Origin of the sequence: Mesorhizobium sp. PUT5 (assembly GCF_052216645.1) — a bacterium.
In the GTDB taxonomy this organism is placed as follows: Bacteria; Pseudomonadota; Alphaproteobacteria; order Rhizobiales; family Rhizobiaceae; genus Mesorhizobium.
Genome location: NZ_JBQOSO010000003.1, coordinates 3717460 through 3732695 on the forward strand (window position 1 = coordinate 3717460; position 15236 = coordinate 3732695).

Annotated in this window: 15 protein-coding genes; 10 read left to right on the plus strand and 5 right to left on the minus strand. The window is 65.6% G+C overall.

The window, feature by feature from the left end:
• Positions 1-73 precede the first annotated feature (73 nt).
• The 4 genes from ACTDI4_RS19745 to ACTDI4_RS19760 all read left to right on the plus strand — a co-directional run bounded on the left by ACTDI4_RS19745 (position 74) and on the right by ACTDI4_RS19760 (position 5145).
• Positions 74-301 carry a CopG family transcriptional regulator gene (locus ACTDI4_RS19745; RefSeq protein WP_442842768.1) on the plus strand — a complete coding sequence of 76 codons (228 nt, stop codon included), beginning with the start codon at positions 74-76 and terminating at the stop codon, positions 299-301.
• The gene (locus ACTDI4_RS19750; RefSeq protein WP_442842769.1) at positions 298-732 is read left to right on the plus strand and encodes a TA system VapC family ribonuclease toxin; all 435 of its coding nucleotides are present in this window, start codon (positions 298-300) and stop codon (positions 730-732) included. The genes ACTDI4_RS19745 and ACTDI4_RS19750 overlap by 4 nt, the downstream gene beginning before the upstream one ends.
• A gap of 384 nt (positions 733-1116) precedes the next feature.
• Entirely contained in the window at positions 1117-4053 is a 2937-nt protein-coding gene (gene polA, locus ACTDI4_RS19755; RefSeq protein ID WP_442842770.1) for a DNA polymerase I, read from the plus strand.
• Between the two features lie 12 nt (positions 4054-4065).
• Entirely contained in the window at positions 4066-5145 is a 1080-nt protein-coding gene (locus ACTDI4_RS19760) for a D-alanine--D-alanine ligase family protein (protein WP_442842771.1), read from the plus strand.
• Between the two features lie 12 nt (positions 5146-5157).
• Here the strand turns inward: ACTDI4_RS19760 and ACTDI4_RS19765 are convergent, their stop codons facing one another.
• On the minus strand, positions 5158-5562 hold the full coding sequence (locus tag ACTDI4_RS19765; protein ID WP_442842772.1) for a Fur family transcriptional regulator: 405 nt from the start codon (positions 5560-5562) through the stop codon (positions 5158-5160).
• A 1030-nt stretch (positions 5563-6592) separates the two neighbouring features.
• Between ACTDI4_RS19765 and ACTDI4_RS19770 the strand changes: the two genes are divergently transcribed.
• Complete coding sequence (locus tag ACTDI4_RS19770; RefSeq protein WP_442842773.1) at positions 6593-7408, plus strand: LuxR C-terminal-related transcriptional regulator; 816 nt, start codon at positions 6593-6595, stop codon at positions 7406-7408.
• 550 nt (positions 7409-7958) lie between these two features.
• On the opposite strand, the gene ACTDI4_RS19775 is transcribed toward ACTDI4_RS19770, so the two are convergent.
• Positions 7959-8642, minus strand: a complete 684-nt coding sequence (locus tag ACTDI4_RS19775) for a sugar transferase (RefSeq protein WP_442842774.1) — start codon at positions 8640-8642, stop codon at positions 7959-7961.
• 364 nt (positions 8643-9006) lie between these two features.
• Here ACTDI4_RS19775 and ACTDI4_RS19780 point away from each other — a divergent pair, with 364 nt between their 5' ends.
• The 5 genes from ACTDI4_RS19780 to ACTDI4_RS19800 all read left to right on the plus strand — a co-directional run bounded on the left by ACTDI4_RS19780 (position 9007) and on the right by ACTDI4_RS19800 (position 13294).
• A complete protein-coding gene (locus tag ACTDI4_RS19780) occupies positions 9007-9336 on the plus strand; it encodes a hypothetical protein (protein WP_442842775.1) in 330 nt (109 codons plus the stop codon).
• Between the two features lie 222 nt (positions 9337-9558).
• A complete protein-coding gene (locus ACTDI4_RS19785; protein ID WP_442842776.1) occupies positions 9559-11103 on the plus strand; it encodes a GumC family protein in 1545 nt (514 codons plus the stop codon).
• A gap of 30 nt (positions 11104-11133) precedes the next feature.
• The gene (locus ACTDI4_RS19790; protein WP_442842777.1) at positions 11134-11934 is read left to right on the plus strand and encodes a nucleotide-binding protein; all 801 of its coding nucleotides are present in this window, start codon (positions 11134-11136) and stop codon (positions 11932-11934) included.
• Positions 11924-12787: an ExeA family protein gene (locus ACTDI4_RS19795; RefSeq protein ID WP_442842778.1), complete on the plus strand. Its 864-nt coding sequence runs from the start codon at positions 11924-11926 to the stop codon at positions 12785-12787. The genes ACTDI4_RS19790 and ACTDI4_RS19795 overlap by 11 nt, the downstream gene beginning before the upstream one ends.
• A 63-nt stretch (positions 12788-12850) precedes the next feature.
• On the plus strand, positions 12851-13294 hold the full coding sequence (locus ACTDI4_RS19800) for a hypothetical protein (RefSeq protein WP_442842779.1): 444 nt from the start codon (positions 12851-12853) through the stop codon (positions 13292-13294).
• Positions 13295-13312: 18 nt separating this feature from the next.
• On the opposite strand, the gene ACTDI4_RS19805 is transcribed toward ACTDI4_RS19800, so the two are convergent.
• The 3 genes from ACTDI4_RS19805 to ACTDI4_RS19815 are packed head-to-tail and all read right to left on the minus strand — an operon-like array spanning position 13313 to position 15201.
• A complete protein-coding gene (locus ACTDI4_RS19805; RefSeq protein WP_442842780.1) occupies positions 13313-13987 on the minus strand; it encodes a polysaccharide deacetylase family protein in 675 nt (224 codons plus the stop codon).
• Entirely contained in the window at positions 13988-14893 is a 906-nt protein-coding gene (locus ACTDI4_RS19810) for a glycosyltransferase family 2 protein (RefSeq protein WP_442842781.1), read from the minus strand.
• Between the two features lie 41 nt (positions 14894-14934).
• Entirely contained in the window at positions 14935-15201 is a 267-nt protein-coding gene (locus ACTDI4_RS19815) for an acyl carrier protein (RefSeq protein WP_442842782.1), read from the minus strand.
• Positions 15202-15236 lie beyond the last annotated feature (35 nt).

The following is a 15236-nucleotide window of genomic DNA, read 5'->3' on the forward strand; positions in this document are numbered from 1 at the left end:
GCGTCCATGTGCTTGAAAATCGGCCGGTATAACCCCATGATGCGTGATGATTGATGCGATGCGGGAGGCGGTCATGCGCACCACGCTCACGATAGACGACGACGTGCTGACGGCGGCAAAGGCCATTGCCGAACAGAAGAAGCGCCCGGTGGGCGAGATCATATCCGAACTGGCACGCAAGTCGCTCGCCCGGCCGCGTCCGGCTGCCCGCCGCAACGGCATCCCGCTGCTTTCACCCCGCCCGGGGACGGCGCCCGTAACGCTGGAGATCGTCAACGCCCTGCGCGACGATCTGTCGTGACGTTCCTTCTGGACGTCAACGTATTGGTTGCGCTGATAGACCCCGGCCATGTGGCGCATGATGCCGCGCACGGGTGGTTCGAGCGGGTCGGGAATGCAAGCTGGGCAACCTGCCCGCTGACGGAGGACGGCGTTGTCCGCATCGTCGGCAACCCGCGCTATCCAAATTCCCCCGGCTCTCCAGCCGCGGTCGCGGAAATCGTCACGGTCCTGCGCACGCTTGCGGGACATACCTTCTGGGCCGACGACATCAGCCTGTTCGGCGGCAGCCATGCCGACCCGCGCCGCATTCTCGCTCCGCACCAGGTAACGGACACCTACCTGCTCGCACTGGCCCAGTCGAAGGGCGGCGTGCTGGCGACCTTCGATCGGAAGCTTTCCACCGCAGCGGTGGCCGGCGGGCGGGATGCGCTCCACCACATAGGCGCGTGAACGCACGAAATTGCAGGCAAAAAAGTGCCGCCGTGGCGGAGGGGGAACCACGGCGGCTTTACTCGAAACGATGCGGCAGCCCGGAGAGGGGGGATGAGGCTGCCGCAATGTCCGGTATAGGCGGGGGACGGGCCTTGCTCCGGACTTCGGCAAAAACTGCCGATGCCCGTAATCTGTGTCCGGGAACGTGGCGATTCAAGGGCACGAACATTACATCTTTGTAACATGGACGTGATCTTCCCTACCCCCTGCGGCGACCGGCGGCGGGAAAGACGCGGCCGATCGGACGAGCCGCTCGACAGAAAGGCTTTCCTGTCAGGGTGTTGCGGCAAGTTGCGCCTTTGCCGTGGACAGGGCCCCCGCCCTCGCGCTACGGCTCTTGCCATGAAAAACGGCGATCATCTCTTTCTTGTCGACGGCTCCGGCTACATCTTCCGCGCCTATCACGCGCTGCCGCCGCTCACGCGCAAGTCGGACGGCCTGCCGGTGGGCGCCGTCTCCGGCTTCTGCAACATGCTGTGGAAGCTGCTGCGCGAGGCGCGCAACACCGATGCCGGCGTCACGCCCACGCATTTCGCCGTCATCTTCGACTATTCGTCGAAGACCTTCCGCAACGAGCTGTACCCCGAATACAAAGCCAACCGCTCGGCGCCGCCGGAAGACCTTATCCCGCAATTCGGGCTGATCCGGCATGCCACCCGCGCCTTCGGCCTGCCCTGCATAGAGATGGAAGGGTTCGAGGCCGACGACCTCATCGCCACCTATTGCCGGCTGGCCTGCGAGGCCGGAGGCGACACCACCGTCGTCTCCTCCGACAAGGACCTGATGCAGCTGGTGGGCCCGACGGTCGGCATGTACGACCCGATGAAGGATCGCCAGATCGGCATTCCCGAGGTGATCGAGAAATGGGGCGTGCCGCCGGAAAAGATGATCGACCTGCAGGCGCTGACCGGCGATTCGATCGACAACGTGCCGGGCGTGCCGGGCATCGGCCCGAAGACCGCGGCGCAGCTTCTGGAACAGTACGGCACGCTCGACGCGCTGCTGGAGCGTGCCGGCGAGATCAAGCAGGAGAAGCGCCGCCAGTCCATCATCGACAATGCCGACAAGGCGCGCATCTCGCGCGAGCTGGTGACGCTGAAGAACGACGTGGCCGTGACCGAGGGCCTGGAAGACTTCTTCCTGCATCCGGCCGACGGGCCGAAGCTGATCTCCTTCCTCAAGGCGATGGAATTCTCCTCGCTGACCCGGCGCGTCGCCGAGGCGACAGGCGCCGACCCCGCCGACATCGAGGCTGCCGACGTGCCCGTCGAGCGGGGCGACACCGCCCATGGGCCGGATGTCGGCGTGGGCGAGGCGCAAACCTCTCCGGCCGCGGCGGATGACGACGCCGCGGCGCCCGCCAGGGAGGAGGGAGACACCCCCTCGCTGCTTTCGGCCCTGCGCGCCGAGGCGGCCGTGGCCGACAAGATCGACGTCGGCGCCTATGCCTGTATCCGCGACATGGAGACGCTCCGGGCATGGATCGCCGCGGCGCGCGAGACCGGCATCGTCGCCTTCGACACCGAGACCACCTCGCTCGACCCGATGCAGGCGGAGCTGTGCGGCATCGCGCTGGCCACGCAGCCGGGGCGCGCGGCCTATATCCCGCTCGGCCACAGGAACGGCCGCGACGACCTGTTGGGCGGCGGCCTTGTCGACGGCCAGATTCCGATCCGCGACGCGCTGGCGGCGCTGAAGCCGCTGCTGGAGGACCGCTCCGTCCTCAAGATCGCACAGAACCTCAAATACGATCTCGTCATCATGAACCGGCACGGCATCGACGTCGCGCCCTATGACGACACCATGCTGCTTTCCTACGTGCTCGACGCCGGCACCTCGGGCGGCCACGGCATGGACGCGCTGTCGGAGAAATGGCTCGGCCACAAGCCCATCCACTTCAAGGAGGTGGCGGGCTCGGGCAAGAACTTCATCGGCTTCGACCAGGTCGATCTCGACAAGGCGACACGCTATGCCGGCGAGGACGCCGACGTCACGCTCAGGCTGTGGCAGGTGCTGAAGCCGCGGCTGGCCGCCAAGGGGCTGGTTTCCGTGTATGAACGGCTGGAACGGCCGCTGGTGCCGGTTCTGGCCAGGATGGAACAGCGCGGCATCTCGGTGGACCGGCAGATCCTGTCGCGCCTGTCGGGCGAGCTGGCGCAGGGCGCGGCAAGGCTGGAGGACGAGATCTACCAGCTCATCGGCGAGAGGATCAACATCGGCTCGCCGAAGCAGCTCGGCGACATTCTTTTCGGCCGCATGGGCCTGCCGGGCGGCTCCAAGACGAAGAGCGGGCAGTGGTCGACTTCGGCGCAGCTCCTGGAGGACCTTGCCGCCGAGGGCCACGAACTGCCGCGCAAGATCGTCGACTGGCGCCAGCTCACCAAGCTGAAATCCACCTACACCGACGCGCTGCCGGGCTTCATCCACCCCGAAACGCAGCGCGTGCACACCTCCTACGCGCTGGCCGCCACCACCACCGGGCGGCTGTCCTCCTCCGATCCGAACCTGCAGAACATCCCCGTGCGCACCGCCGAGGGCCGCAGGATCAGGACCGCCTTCATCGCCGACAAAGGCAACAAGCTGATCTCGGCCGACTACAGCCAGATCGAGCTGCGCGTGCTCGCCCATGTCGCCGACATTCCGCAGCTCAAGCAGGCCTTTGCCGACGGCGCCGACATCCATGCCGCGACCGCCTCGGAGATGTTCGGGGTGCCGATCGAGGGCATGCCCTCCGAAATCCGCCGCCGCGCCAAGGCGATCAATTTCGGCATCATCTACGGCATCTCGGCCTTCGGCCTTGCCAACCAGCTTTCCATCCCGCGCGAGGAGGCCGGCGCCTACATCAAGAAGTATTTCGAGCGCTTCCCCGGCATCCGCGACTATATCGACACCACCAAGACCTATGCGCGCGAGAACGGCTATGTGGAGACCGTGTTCGGCCGCCGCATCCACTACCCCGAAATCCGCTCGCCCAATCCCTCGGTGCGCGCCTTCAACGAGCGGGCCTCCATCAACGCCCGCCTGCAGGGCACGGCCGCCGACATCATCCGCCGCGCCATGGTGCGCATGGACGCGGCACTCGCCAAGGCGGGCCTTTCTGCGCGCATGCTGCTGCAGGTGCATGACGAGCTGATCTTCGAGACCGCCGAGGAAGAGGTGGAGGCGACCATCCCCGTGGTGCGCGACGTTATGGAAAATGCGCCCATGCCGGCGGTGTCGCTCGACGTGCCGCTGAAGGTGGATGCGCGCGCCGCCCACAATTGGGACGAGGCCCATTAGGGGAAAACAAGCATGACGGCTCCCGCTCCCAGACTGCGCATCGCCGTGCTCTTCGGGGGCCGCTCCGCCGAGCACGACGTTTCCGTGCTTTCGGCCACCAACGTCATGCGCGCGCTGGACCCGGCCAGATACGATGCCGTCCCCGTCTTCGTGACGCGCCAGGGGCAGTGGCTGCTGAGCAGCTACGAAGACGGCGCGCTGGCAAAGCCCGAGGGCGGCACGCAGGCCTGCCTCGTGCCGGGCGGACAAGGGCGGATGCTGGCGCTCCCGGCGGCCGGGCCTCCTTACGAGCTGCCCGCGATAGACGTCCTGTTTCCGGTCCTGCACGGCCTCCACGGCGAAGACGGCGCGGTGCAGGGACTGGCCGAGGTGGCGCGCGTGCCGCTGGCCGGCTGCGGCATTCTGGGCTCGGCGGCCGCGCTCGACAAGGACATCGCCAAGCGGCTGCTGAACGAGGCGGGCGTGCCGGCGACGCGTTCCGTCACCATACTGGCCGATGCGGTGCCGTCCTTCGCCGACCTTTGCGGCAGGCTGGGGCTGCCGCTGTTCATCAAGCCGGCCCGGCAGGGCTCGTCCGTCGGGGTCAGCAAGGTGACCACCGCCAGGGACTACGAAACCGCGCTGGCCGAAGGCTTCAGACATGACGGCAAGCTGCTGGCCGAGGAATTCATCCAGGGCCGGGAGATCGAATGCAGCGTGCTGGAGGACGAGGAAGGCGGCGGCCTGTTCGTGTCACGCACGGGCGAGATCCGGCCGGCCGAAAGCCACGGCTTCTACACCTATGATGCCAAATATATCGACGAGGACGGCGCGACGCTGCAGGTGCCGGCACAACTGCCGCGCGAGGTGGAGGACGAAGTGCGGGCCCTGGCGGCCAGGGCCTTCCGGGCGCTCGGCTGCGACGGCATGGCGCGCGCCGACTTCTTCGTGACGCCGGACATGCGCATCCTCGTCAACGAACTCAACACCATTCCCGGCTTCACCGACATCAGCATGTATTCCAAGGCGATGGCGGCAAGCGGCGTCGGCTATGCCGAAATCATCGACCGGCTGGTGGCGCACGGCCTGGCGCGGGCCGCCCGTTCTGCCTGAAACCGCCCACCCCTACGCTGCCTGGGCCAGGCATTTGGCGCAGGTGCCGCGGAACTCGATTACCGCCCTCTTCGGCGCGAAGCCGGTGGCACGGATCCAGTCGTCCAGCCGATGGCCGATCTCGTGATCGGAAAATTCCGTCACCTGGCCGCACTTGTCGCAGATGGCGAATGCCGTCATGGCATGGCTGTGGTCGTGCGGCTCGCAGCAGGCGACGAAGGCATTCAGGCTTTCCAGCCGATGAACGAAGCCTTCCTTCATCAGCGTGTCGAGCGCGCGATAGACTTGCAGCGGCGCGCGAAAGCCGCGCTCCCGCAACTGGTCGAGCAGGGTATAGGCGCTGAGCGGCCCGCCGGCGGCCTCGAGCTTTTCCAGCACGCTGATCTGGTTCTTGGTCAGTGCTTTCCTTGCAGTCATGATCCCGCTTCCCTGCCCGGCGGCCGCTTGCGCGCATCTGCCGCCGCTCGCGTTCGCCCGCCCTTGAAATAGCGATGAATGCGCGACTTTGCCACCGTCGCGGGCACACACTGTGCGGAATACAGCTTTGCATCGAACCGACCGGCCTCTGCATAAGGATGAACCCGGCACAGGCGAGCGGCGCAATTTCGACCCTACCCATTTCGGAGCAGCTCACGCAGGGTCCCTGCTTCGAACGCATAGCTGCGTGCCGGACTCGCCGGCGAAAATACGCGCCATCACCGCAGACGGCAGAGCGTCCAAAGCGTGCCGGCGTGCGAATCCATAGCAATTCCGCGCAGTTTAATGTCCTTCAGGTTGCAACTCGAACCTTTCCGAAAGACAACCTGTGGAGGAAACCGAATGCCCTGGCGTGGATAAGCTCTCGGGCCCACCGATTCTTCTGGCGCGATGATCTGCACAAGTCGCGGCCGCACAGCACTCGCGCAACACATATGTTTTAGGCACGAAAGAAAATTTTACCGCGCACCGAAAACCGCATCATGATCGGATCAGATTTAAAATTTTTAAGTCGAAAAATCATTCGCATATACTTTGTATATTTCGGTTTACAATATATAAACTTAAAACTTTCATCTAGTATTCTAACGACGAAACGGACTAACTATTTGCTATGAACGCATATACGTATATCACGATGTCGTGAATATAGTTATATTTTTACATATTCTCAAATATGTATAAATATACATGCAAAAATTCTGCTTAGATTTATGATCGACTATAGATAAATCTATCTAGAAAAATTTTACTATACCGATTAACATGGATCAATGCTCGCCACAGTTCGGCATGTATATTTACTCGGGCCGGATAAAACTTTCGTTCCAAAGAAAGGGGTGGTGACGTTGGCATATTCCGGCACGGAATCTTAGGCCATCTTCCACTCACACTCAAACCGCCGCCGGCCTGGCTGACAGGCCGAGCAGCTATGACTGAACCGCTCGTCTGAATGAATTGGGGGCAAGCCATGAATTCAGCAATCAGCACCAATGGAAAGCACGTGCCCATCCCGTCCGCCGCGGCCCTTCTCGATCCTGGAATTCCACCAGGGTGGGCCGAAGCGGACGCATCCAAGGAAACGGAGCGCTCGCTGGTCATCATCGACAGCCGGGCGCTCGATCGTGAATGCTTCGCAAGGGGCATCGCCGCCCACCGGCCCGGCACGAAGGTGCTGGCAGTCGGCTCGCTCGAAGAATGGCGGCGGGTCAAGGACCAGTACCCGCCGCTTTCGGCGATCCTGCTCAATGTCGGCGGCCGCAACGTCGGCGAAGACGCCGTGGCCGACGAGATCCGCAAGCTTGTGGCCGGCTTCAAGAACGTGCCTGTCATCATCCTGGCGGACACGGACGACCTGTCGCAGATCCTCAAGGCTCTCGAATGCGGTGCGCGTGGATATATCCCCTCCACCGTCGGCATTCGCGTCTGCGTGGAACTGATCGAGCTGACCCTCGCCGGCGGCATCTTCGTGCCCGCCAGCAGCGTCATGGCGGTTCGCCAGCTCCTGGAATCGAGCCGTGAAACGGCACGACCGCTCGCCGGCATCTTCACCATACGGCAGGCCGAGGTTGTCGAAGCGTTGCGCAGGGGCAAGGCCAACAAGATCATCGCCTATGAGCTGAACCTTCGCGAAAGCACGGTCAAGGTACATATCCGCAACATCATGAAGAAGCTCAAGGCCACCAATCGCACCGAGGTCGCCTTCAAGATCCGGGATCTGCTGCCTGCCGAAAGCCATGGCCCGACGCCGCGCCAGCCCAACTGGACCGGCGAGCCGCTGAGCTGACCGGAGGCACCGCAGGGAGGCGGCTGACGGGCCGCATCGGGCCTGCAGCCGACACTCTCTTCTCCCCCCTTCCTCCCCCAAGTTACCGGCCAGATCCGAAAGCGACCGCACGCGTGCGCCTCCGCTTTCGGCCCTGCCGGTCGTTTCCTCTACCGGGTCCTCCCATTCCCGTAGCCTCGTCCCCGGCCCTTCCCCGCCACGCGAGGCCGGGGAGGGAAGCGGGACCGGCCAAGGTCGTTTCGGCCGACCGGCGCAAATCCGCGTCATCGAACCCGATGGCGACATCCGGCTTTTTATCCTGCGTCGCACCAGGGGAGACATTCCCCGCTCGTCCGCAAAGACGCACCACGCGCTCGACCCTCCGCGGATACGGATCGGGGCCTGTTGTCATCCGACATCGAGACGATCTCGCCGTTCCAGAACGGCTGCAAGGCTTCTCCCGCGTGCACAACGTCACAGAAAGGGCAGGCACCCGCCGTGCAAAAGAAAAGGGCCTTGAACATGCGATGATCGTTCAAGGCCCGGGGGCAAGGAGAGCGGCGCGGCGTCCCTATACGCCGGTGCCGCGCACCACCACGGTGACCGTCTTCAGCATGATCGAAAGATCGGTGTGGAACGACATGATGCCGGCATAGGCGGTGTCGTATGCGGCGCGCTCGGCAAACGAGCAGCGGTTGCGCTCGCTGACCTGCCACAGGCCGGTCAGGCCGGGGCGCATGTCGAAATAAGCGGTCCCAGGATAAAGCGTGCGCTGGGCCGGAAACATCGGGCGCGGGCCGACCAGGCTCATCTGTCCGACGAACACGTTCCAGAGCTGCGGCAATTCGTCGAGAGAGTATTTCCGCAGATATTGCCCGACCCGGGTGATGCGCGGATCTTCCTTGAGCTTCTGGGTCCTGTCCCATTCCTGCCGCGCGGCGGGGTTTTGCGACAGATAATGCTCGAGCCGCTGCTCCGCGTCGGGAACCATCGTGCGCAGCTTCCACATGGTGAAGACGGCGCCGTCCTTGCCCAGCCGGCGCTGGCCATAGAGCGCCTTGCCACCGTCGCCTCTCACCAGCAGGGCGAGACAGCCGACGATGACAAGGGCAACGGGCGCCGCCGCCAGGATGACGAGAATGTCGAGCATCCGCTTCGCACCGAGATACAGCCGCTTCTGGCGCCGGTCGACCGGCGCCAGCGCAACGGACGCCGCCGGCAAAGGCAGATATGCGCCCGGAAGATCTCCAAGCATAACGCCTCCATAATGTCCGATTTTCTGTGAAGAAATCCGAGTTTCTTCTTGTTCTTGGTTTATATCCCTGAATTATCAGGAGATAAGGTTCTTGATTTCTCGGCTTTAACGAGATGTAAACCATGATATGTTTTGGAGATCAGGCAAATCTATAGGGAATTTGATCTAGACATTGAGAGCGGCGCATGTATCGTCCATCGGTGCGAGGCCGTCCCCCTTTCGGGGGCTGTCCCTCGCCTGCCATCCAACGGATTGCGGACGCGCAGAAGCGCGATGACATATGGTGGCCGCAATGCGGCCGCAGCCTTGCGGCTGGCGCCCCTCATGGATCAGATGCATGCGTGCCCGTTAAGGGAGGAAGCAGATGGCCTTCGGCTTCAGGACAAGGAACCCCGCGCGCGACAGCCAGACCGACGCGGCGCGCTTCGGCCGGCTGACGACGATGCTCGATGAGTTGCTGGAGGAACTGGAGGCCGAAAGCACCGGCCTGCAGGCGCGCTATCAGCGCGTGGCCGACAACGCCGCCTTCTCGCTGGAGGAATTCGAGAACGAGCAGGCCGAGGCCCTGTCGGAGCGGACGGACGAACTGACGGTCTCGCTCATCGCCTGCTCGAACCGGCTTGTGTCGCTTCAGAAGCAGGCGGCCTTCCTGCGCAGGCTGCGCGACGAGGTCGTGGATTTCAGGCCGGCGTAGCTGCGGCGCCCCTAACCCCTTTGTCGGGCCGGGCCTGGCGCGAAAGCCGCCGCGGCGAGGTCCGCAACCGCAATGTCGGGCGTCCGGCTTACCCCACAAGAGGTATCCGGCCGGCGACCGGCTTCACCGGGCACGCCTATGGGCTGTCTATCGTGCCCGCGGCCCCCGCGTGAGAATGCATTGCCGGTACGAGCCGGTCTGCCACCGGCCGGGGCGCTTGTAATGAACGATGCCGACATTCGTTTCTATCTTTCGCTGCTTTGGCGCCGGGCTCCCTGGCTGATCTTGGTGGCGACCTCCGTGGCCGCGGTCGGCATCGCCGTCGCCTTCCTGCTGCCGCCGGTCTACCGCGCCGGCACCAAGATCCTCGTGGAGGCGCCGCAGATTCCCTCCGACCTCGCGCGCTCGACCGTGCCGGCAGACCCCTGGCAGCAGGTCCAGATCATCCAGCAAAAGCTCACCACCCGCGAGAACCTGCTCGACTTCGCCCGGCGGCTGCACATCTACGGCGGCAAGGCGGCCGGGCTTTCGGACGACGAGATCGTCGACGACATGCGCGCGCGCACGACGATCGAGCAGATCGAGGCGACCGGCCCCGAGCAGGGCGGCGCCAGCATATTCAGCGTCGCCTTCGACGCGCGCCGGCCGGAACTCGCCGCCCGGGTGGCCAACGAGTTCGCCGACGTCATCCTCGACAAGAATGTCAGCCTGCGCACCGACCGCGCCAGCGACACCATGCAATTCTTCACGCGCGAGGTCGCCAGGCTGGGCGACGAATTGACGTCCATCGAGGCCGGCATCCTGAAGTTCAAGAACGCCAACGAAAACGCGCTTCCCGACAGCATCGACTTCCGCCGCACCCAGCAAAGCAACCAGCAGGAGCGCCTGCTGCTGCTGGAGCGCGAGGAAACGGCCCTGCGCACGCGGCGCATGAACCTGCTGCGCGCCTTCGAGGCGACGGGGCGCGTCGCCTCCAGCGGTCCGCTCTCGCCCGACCAGCAGACGCTGGAAGACCTCAACCGCACCCTGTCGAGCCAGCTCGTGCTTTTCTCGCAGAACAGCCCCAACATCGTGGCGCTGCGGGCCAGGATCGACGCGCTCAAGAACAGCATCAAGGAGCGCCAGGGCCAGGAAGGCCCCGACTCGGCCGGCCCCTCGGAGATGGACATCCAGATGTCCGAGATCGACGACCGGCTCAAGGCGATCGCCGACGAGCGCAAGGCCATCACCGGCAATCTGGCCGAGCTGGAGAAATCGATCGCCGCGACCCCCGCCAACGAGACAGCGCTTTCGGCCATGGAGCGCAACCGCCAGAACATCCAGGCCCAGTACAACATCGCCGTGGCCAAGCTGGCCGAGGCTTCGACCGGCAAGCAGATCGAGGCCAACGCCAAGGGCAGCCGCTTGTCCGTGGTGGAGGCGGCCTCTCCCCCCGACAAGCCAATCCGGCCGCATCGGCTGCGCATCGCCGCGCTGAGCCTCGTGGCCGGCATCGGCACGGCCGCCGGCCTGTTCGTGCTGCTTGAGATGCTCAACAGCAGCATCCGGCGGCCGAAGGACCTGACCGACCTTCTCGACGCGCAGCCGCTGGCCACGATCCCCTATATCCACGCCAACGCGGACATGCGCTGGTGGAGACCCAGCACCGCCGTCGGGTCGCTGGCAATGGCTTCGCTGGTGCTGCTGGTGGCGGCAGACCGCGTGATGCCGCTCGGCACGCTGCTTGGCAGGGTCGCCGGCATGTTCGGGTACAACCCGACTATGTAGGAAGATGTAACACGGACGGGTGGCCGGAGCATGGAACTCATGGAGCACATACAGATCGCGCTGGACAAGGCCCGGCAACGCCAGGATCAGTCGCTGCTTGCCTTCGACCGGCCCCGCGAGCCCTCCGTGGAGGCGATCTGGTCGAGCCTGCCGGAGCGCACGCCCGACCCGGCGCTGCTTGCCGCCAACCGCATCGTCACCGCCACCATGTCCGATCCGGCCCGCGTGGCCTTCGGCATGCTGCGCACGCGCGTGCTCCAGATGATCCGCCACAACAACTGGACCTCGATCGCCATCACCTCGCCCACGCCCGAATGCGGCAAGACCCTGGTGGCGCTCAACCTGGCCTTCAGCCTCGCCCGCCAGAAGGACTGCCGCACGCTGCTGCTCGACCTCGACCTCAGACGCCCGCGCGTCAACGAGCTGCTGGGCGCAAAAAACGCGCCTGCCGTGGAGCGGGTGCTGCAAGGGCAGGCTCCCGCCGAAAGCGTCTTCGTGCGCTATGCCGAGAACCTGGCCATCGCCACCAACCCCCGCTCCGTCGGCTTCTCGTCCGAGCTGCTGCAGAGCGGCAAGGCCGGCGAGGCCCTGAAGGAGGTGCAGCGCCGGCTGCAGCCGGACGTCGTCCTCTACGACCTGCCCCCCATGTTGTGCGGCGACGACGTGATGGCTTTCCTCCCCAATGTGGACTGCGCTATCCTCGTCGTCGCGGCGGAGGCGACCAAGCTGCCGGAGGTGGATTTGTGCGAGCGGGATCTGTCGGAGAAAACCAATCTGCTCGGTGTCGTCCTGAACAAGTGCAGATATACGCAGGATGAGTATGGGTATTGAGCTTTCATGCCGATCCGCGATCTATGCGGCGCATTTCGGCCTTGAGGGAAAGCCTTTCAGCCTGCTGCCGGACCCGCACTTCATCTTCTGGTCAAGGAACCATCTGCGCGCCTATTCCATGCTGGAATACGGTCTGGTCAGCTTCGCGCCGATCATCCTCATCACCGGCGAGGTCGGGGCCGGCAAGACGACGCTGATCCAGCACCTGCTGCGCTCGGTGTCGTGCGAGATCGACATCGGCGTGATCGCCAACGCCCACGGCCGCAGCGGCGCGGCGATCAACTGGGTGCTGACCGCCTTCGGCCAGCCGCTGGGCGAGCGCGTCTCGCAGGTGCAGCACTTTGCACAGTTCGAGGGCTTCCTTGCCGCCCGCTGGGCCGAGCGGCGGCGCTGCGTGCTGGTGGTCGACGAGGCCCAGAACCTGTCGCCGACCATGCTGGAGGAACTGCGCTGCCTGTCCAACCTGAACGGCGGCGACAGCGAGCGGCTGCAGATCGTGCTGGTGGGCCAGCCGGAGCTTCGCACCACGATCGGTCGGCCGAAGCTGCTGCAGTTCGCGCAGCGCGTGGCGGCCGACTTCCATCTGGCCGGCATGCCGCGCGACGCGGTGCACGACTATGTCGTCCACCGGCTGCGGGTGGCAGGCGCCAGGCGCGAGATCTTCCAGCCCGGCACCTATGACATGATCTTCGAAGCCAGTTCGGGTCTGCCGCGCATCATCAACCAGATCTGCGACTATGCGCTGGTCCACGCCTTCGCGGAAGGGCGCGACACCGTCGGCGAGGCGGTGGTGGCCGAGGTGACGGCAGAGCGCCGTCAGCGCTGGCATGAGATGCCGGGAGTGAAAAGCTGAATGCGCAGGGATAGGCCGCCTCGCCGCGGCGCCATGCGGCGGCCCGGCCGGCCGGGCGGGCGCATGCTCGTGCTGCTCGCAGGCCTTGCCGCGGCCATGCCGGCACAGGCCGCCTCCCGGATGCTGCTCGCGCACGCGCCGATGCCGCTTTCGGGGTCCGTGGCCGAATATGCCGCGGCTATGTCGGCGCTGAGACAGCGGACGGCCGCGGACCTGCCGCGCGGCTCGTTCATACCCCCGGGTGGAATTCCGTTCCTGTGGCAGGCCGCGAACGGCGACACGCTCCAGCGCATCGAGGAAGGCGTGTTCAAGCTCATCTCGGGCAATTGCGTGTCGAGCCTGTGCACCGAGCAGAAATGCTATGCGCAGGCCTGGCCGGTCTTCGTCTGCGACGACGACCGGCCGCGCACCATGTCGGCGCCCGACGCCGACACCGTCATCTTCGGCGACACGCCGTTCCGGCGCGCACGCGAACGCCCGCAAGTCCCCGACGAGGAGGGCGACTGAGCCGGAGCGGCCGGGCAGTCAGAGCGCATGCTTCACCGTCATCGACACCCAGCGGCGCGCCCGGCGCGGCCATGGCAGCCGTCCCGCAAGCATGGCATCGACCTCCATGTCGGACATGTCCGCCACGACCGTCTTGCGCGGCTTGACGAAAGCCGCAGGCGCGGCGCTGCCGCCGTCGCTGGAATAGACCTCCGCATAGCCTGCCGCGCTGAGGGCGCGGATGACGGCGGCGTTGTAGCGGCCGAACGGCATCGCCGCCACGCGCACCGCCGCGCCGGCGACATCCTCGATCGCCGCCCTGGAGCAGCGCAACTGCTGCTCCAGCCGGCGCGGCGACAGGCTCGTCCAGTCGACATGGTCGAAGCCGTGGTTGCCGATCTCCATGCCCATCGCCAGCAATTCGCGGATATCGGCGCCCGACAGCGAGCCGGGCTGGCCGATGCGGCCGGCCAGCACGAAGAACGTAGCCCGCATCCCCCTGCCCTTCACCTCCGGCGCGGCGATCGCCAGGTCCGAGATGTTGCCGTCGTCGAAGGTCAGGCGCAGCAGGCCGCGCTCGGCATGGGCGGCTATGCGGTCGAGCATGTCGCGGAAGCGGCCCTCGTCCAGCCAGTAGCGCGCCTCGCCCGGTTCCAGCACGCGCTGCGCGGCTCCGATGCCGTGGAAATTGACGATGCGCATCGCCCCATTCATCTAATCGTTCCTGAACGACAGCGCCGGCTTGAGCGGCGCCAGCGCGCAGCCCAGCGCGGCCCGGTTGGCACGGCCGCGCCAGGACCGCAGCGCTTCGCCGGCCGCGACGCCGGCGCGGAAGAGAAGGCCGGCGAGCGGGCCGTGATTGCGGCAAAAATAGCGGATGCGGTTGGTGGTCAGCAGCGCATAGAGGCGCGGATCGGCGCCATATGCGCCGCCGGCATGCGTGACTTCCGCCTCCGGCACGAAGACGGTGCCGAAGCCGGCCTCGCGCGCCCTGCGCTGGTAGTCGACCTCCTCGCTGTAGAGGAAATAGGATTCGTCCCAGTCCCCCGTGGCCTGGCGCGCCTGCGGCGAGATCAGCAGGGCCGAGCCGGTCGCCCATTCCACCGTACCGGCGCGGGCATAGACGGCGGGATCGGCGACAATCTCGCCGAGCCCCAGGCGTCCGGCCAGCGTTCCGCCCAGCAAGGCGTCGCACCACGCCGTCGCCAGCGACGGCTCGCGGCGCACGGTCGGGTCGAGCGTGCCGTCCTCCTTGTGGTTGCGCGGCACCGCAATGCCGACGCCTTGCCTGCCGACATGGCCGAGAAGCCGCAGGACCGCGTCCTCCGCCATCCGCAGGTCGGGGTTGAGGATGAGCAGATGCGCCTCGTTTCCGGCCGCTTCGGCAGCCGCGTTGATGGCCGCCGCATAGCCGGCGTTGCGGCCCATGGTGACGATGGCGGGGCGCAGCGGATGGGCCCGGGCGATCTCCACGGAGCGGTCGCGCGAATTGTTGTCGACGACGATGACGCCGAAATCGTCCACGCCACGGGCCCCTGCCGGCAGCGAATCCAGCAGGCCGGGCAGCACCGCGGCGCTGTTATAGGTCACGACGACGGCGCGAACGCTTCCGGACTCCATTGGTGGCACCTCTTCAGTCGACGTCAGGGGGATCCTGCTGCCTAATGCCGGCTCCGGTCGACGAAATCCGACAGCGAGCCGATCGTGTCGAAAATCTCGGCGGTGAACTCGTCGTCGTCGATCTGGAAGCCGAAATGCTGCTCCAGCGCTGCCGCAAGCGTCACCACGGCAAGGGAATCCAGCTCCGGAATGCCGCCGAACAGCGGCGTCCACGGCTTCAGGGCCTCGCCCCGCTCCGCTTCGAGGCCGAGCGTCGCCACGATCAGCTCGCGCACATCAAGGAAAGTGGCAGATTCCGTCGTCATCATCGCGCGCACTTGCTCCCTTCATCCGTGATGGCGGA

What these genes read in the sequence shown, in the direction of transcription:
- ACTDI4_RS19745 (WP_442842768.1), top strand. Translation starts at nt 74, where the DNA reads ATGCGCACCACGCTCACGATAGACGACGACGTGCTGACGGCGGCAAAG.
- polA (WP_442842770.1), top strand. Translation starts at nt 1,117, where the DNA reads ATGAAAAACGGCGATCATCTCTTTCTTGTCGACGGCTCCGGCTACATC.
- ACTDI4_RS19760 (WP_442842771.1), top strand. Translation starts at nt 4,066, where the DNA reads ATGACGGCTCCCGCTCCCAGACTGCGCATCGCCGTGCTCTTCGGGGGC.
- ACTDI4_RS19765 (WP_442842772.1), bottom strand. Translation starts at nt 5,562, where the DNA reads ATGACTGCAAGGAAAGCACTGACCAAGAACCAGATCAGCGTGCTGGAA.
- ACTDI4_RS19770 (WP_442842773.1), top strand. Translation starts at nt 6,593, where the DNA reads ATGAATTCAGCAATCAGCACCAATGGAAAGCACGTGCCCATCCCGTCC.
- ACTDI4_RS19775 (WP_442842774.1), bottom strand. Translation starts at nt 8,642, where the DNA reads ATGCTTGGAGATCTTCCGGGCGCATATCTGCCTTTGCCGGCGGCGTCC.
- ACTDI4_RS19780 (WP_442842775.1), top strand. Translation starts at nt 9,007, where the DNA reads ATGGCCTTCGGCTTCAGGACAAGGAACCCCGCGCGCGACAGCCAGACC.
- ACTDI4_RS19785 (WP_442842776.1), top strand. Translation starts at nt 9,559, where the DNA reads ATGAACGATGCCGACATTCGTTTCTATCTTTCGCTGCTTTGGCGCCGG.
- ACTDI4_RS19790 (WP_442842777.1), top strand. Translation starts at nt 11,134, where the DNA reads ATGGAACTCATGGAGCACATACAGATCGCGCTGGACAAGGCCCGGCAA.
- ACTDI4_RS19795 (WP_442842778.1), top strand. Translation starts at nt 11,924, where the DNA reads ATGGGTATTGAGCTTTCATGCCGATCCGCGATCTATGCGGCGCATTTC.
- ACTDI4_RS19800 (WP_442842779.1), top strand. Translation starts at nt 12,851, where the DNA reads ATGCTCGTGCTGCTCGCAGGCCTTGCCGCGGCCATGCCGGCACAGGCC.
- ACTDI4_RS19805 (WP_442842780.1), bottom strand. Translation starts at nt 13,987, where the DNA reads ATGAATGGGGCGATGCGCATCGTCAATTTCCACGGCATCGGAGCCGCG.
- ACTDI4_RS19810 (WP_442842781.1), bottom strand. Translation starts at nt 14,893, where the DNA reads ATGGAGTCCGGAAGCGTTCGCGCCGTCGTCGTGACCTATAACAGCGCC.
- ACTDI4_RS19815 (WP_442842782.1), bottom strand. Translation starts at nt 15,201, where the DNA reads ATGATGACGACGGAATCTGCCACTTTCCTTGATGTGCGCGAGCTGATC.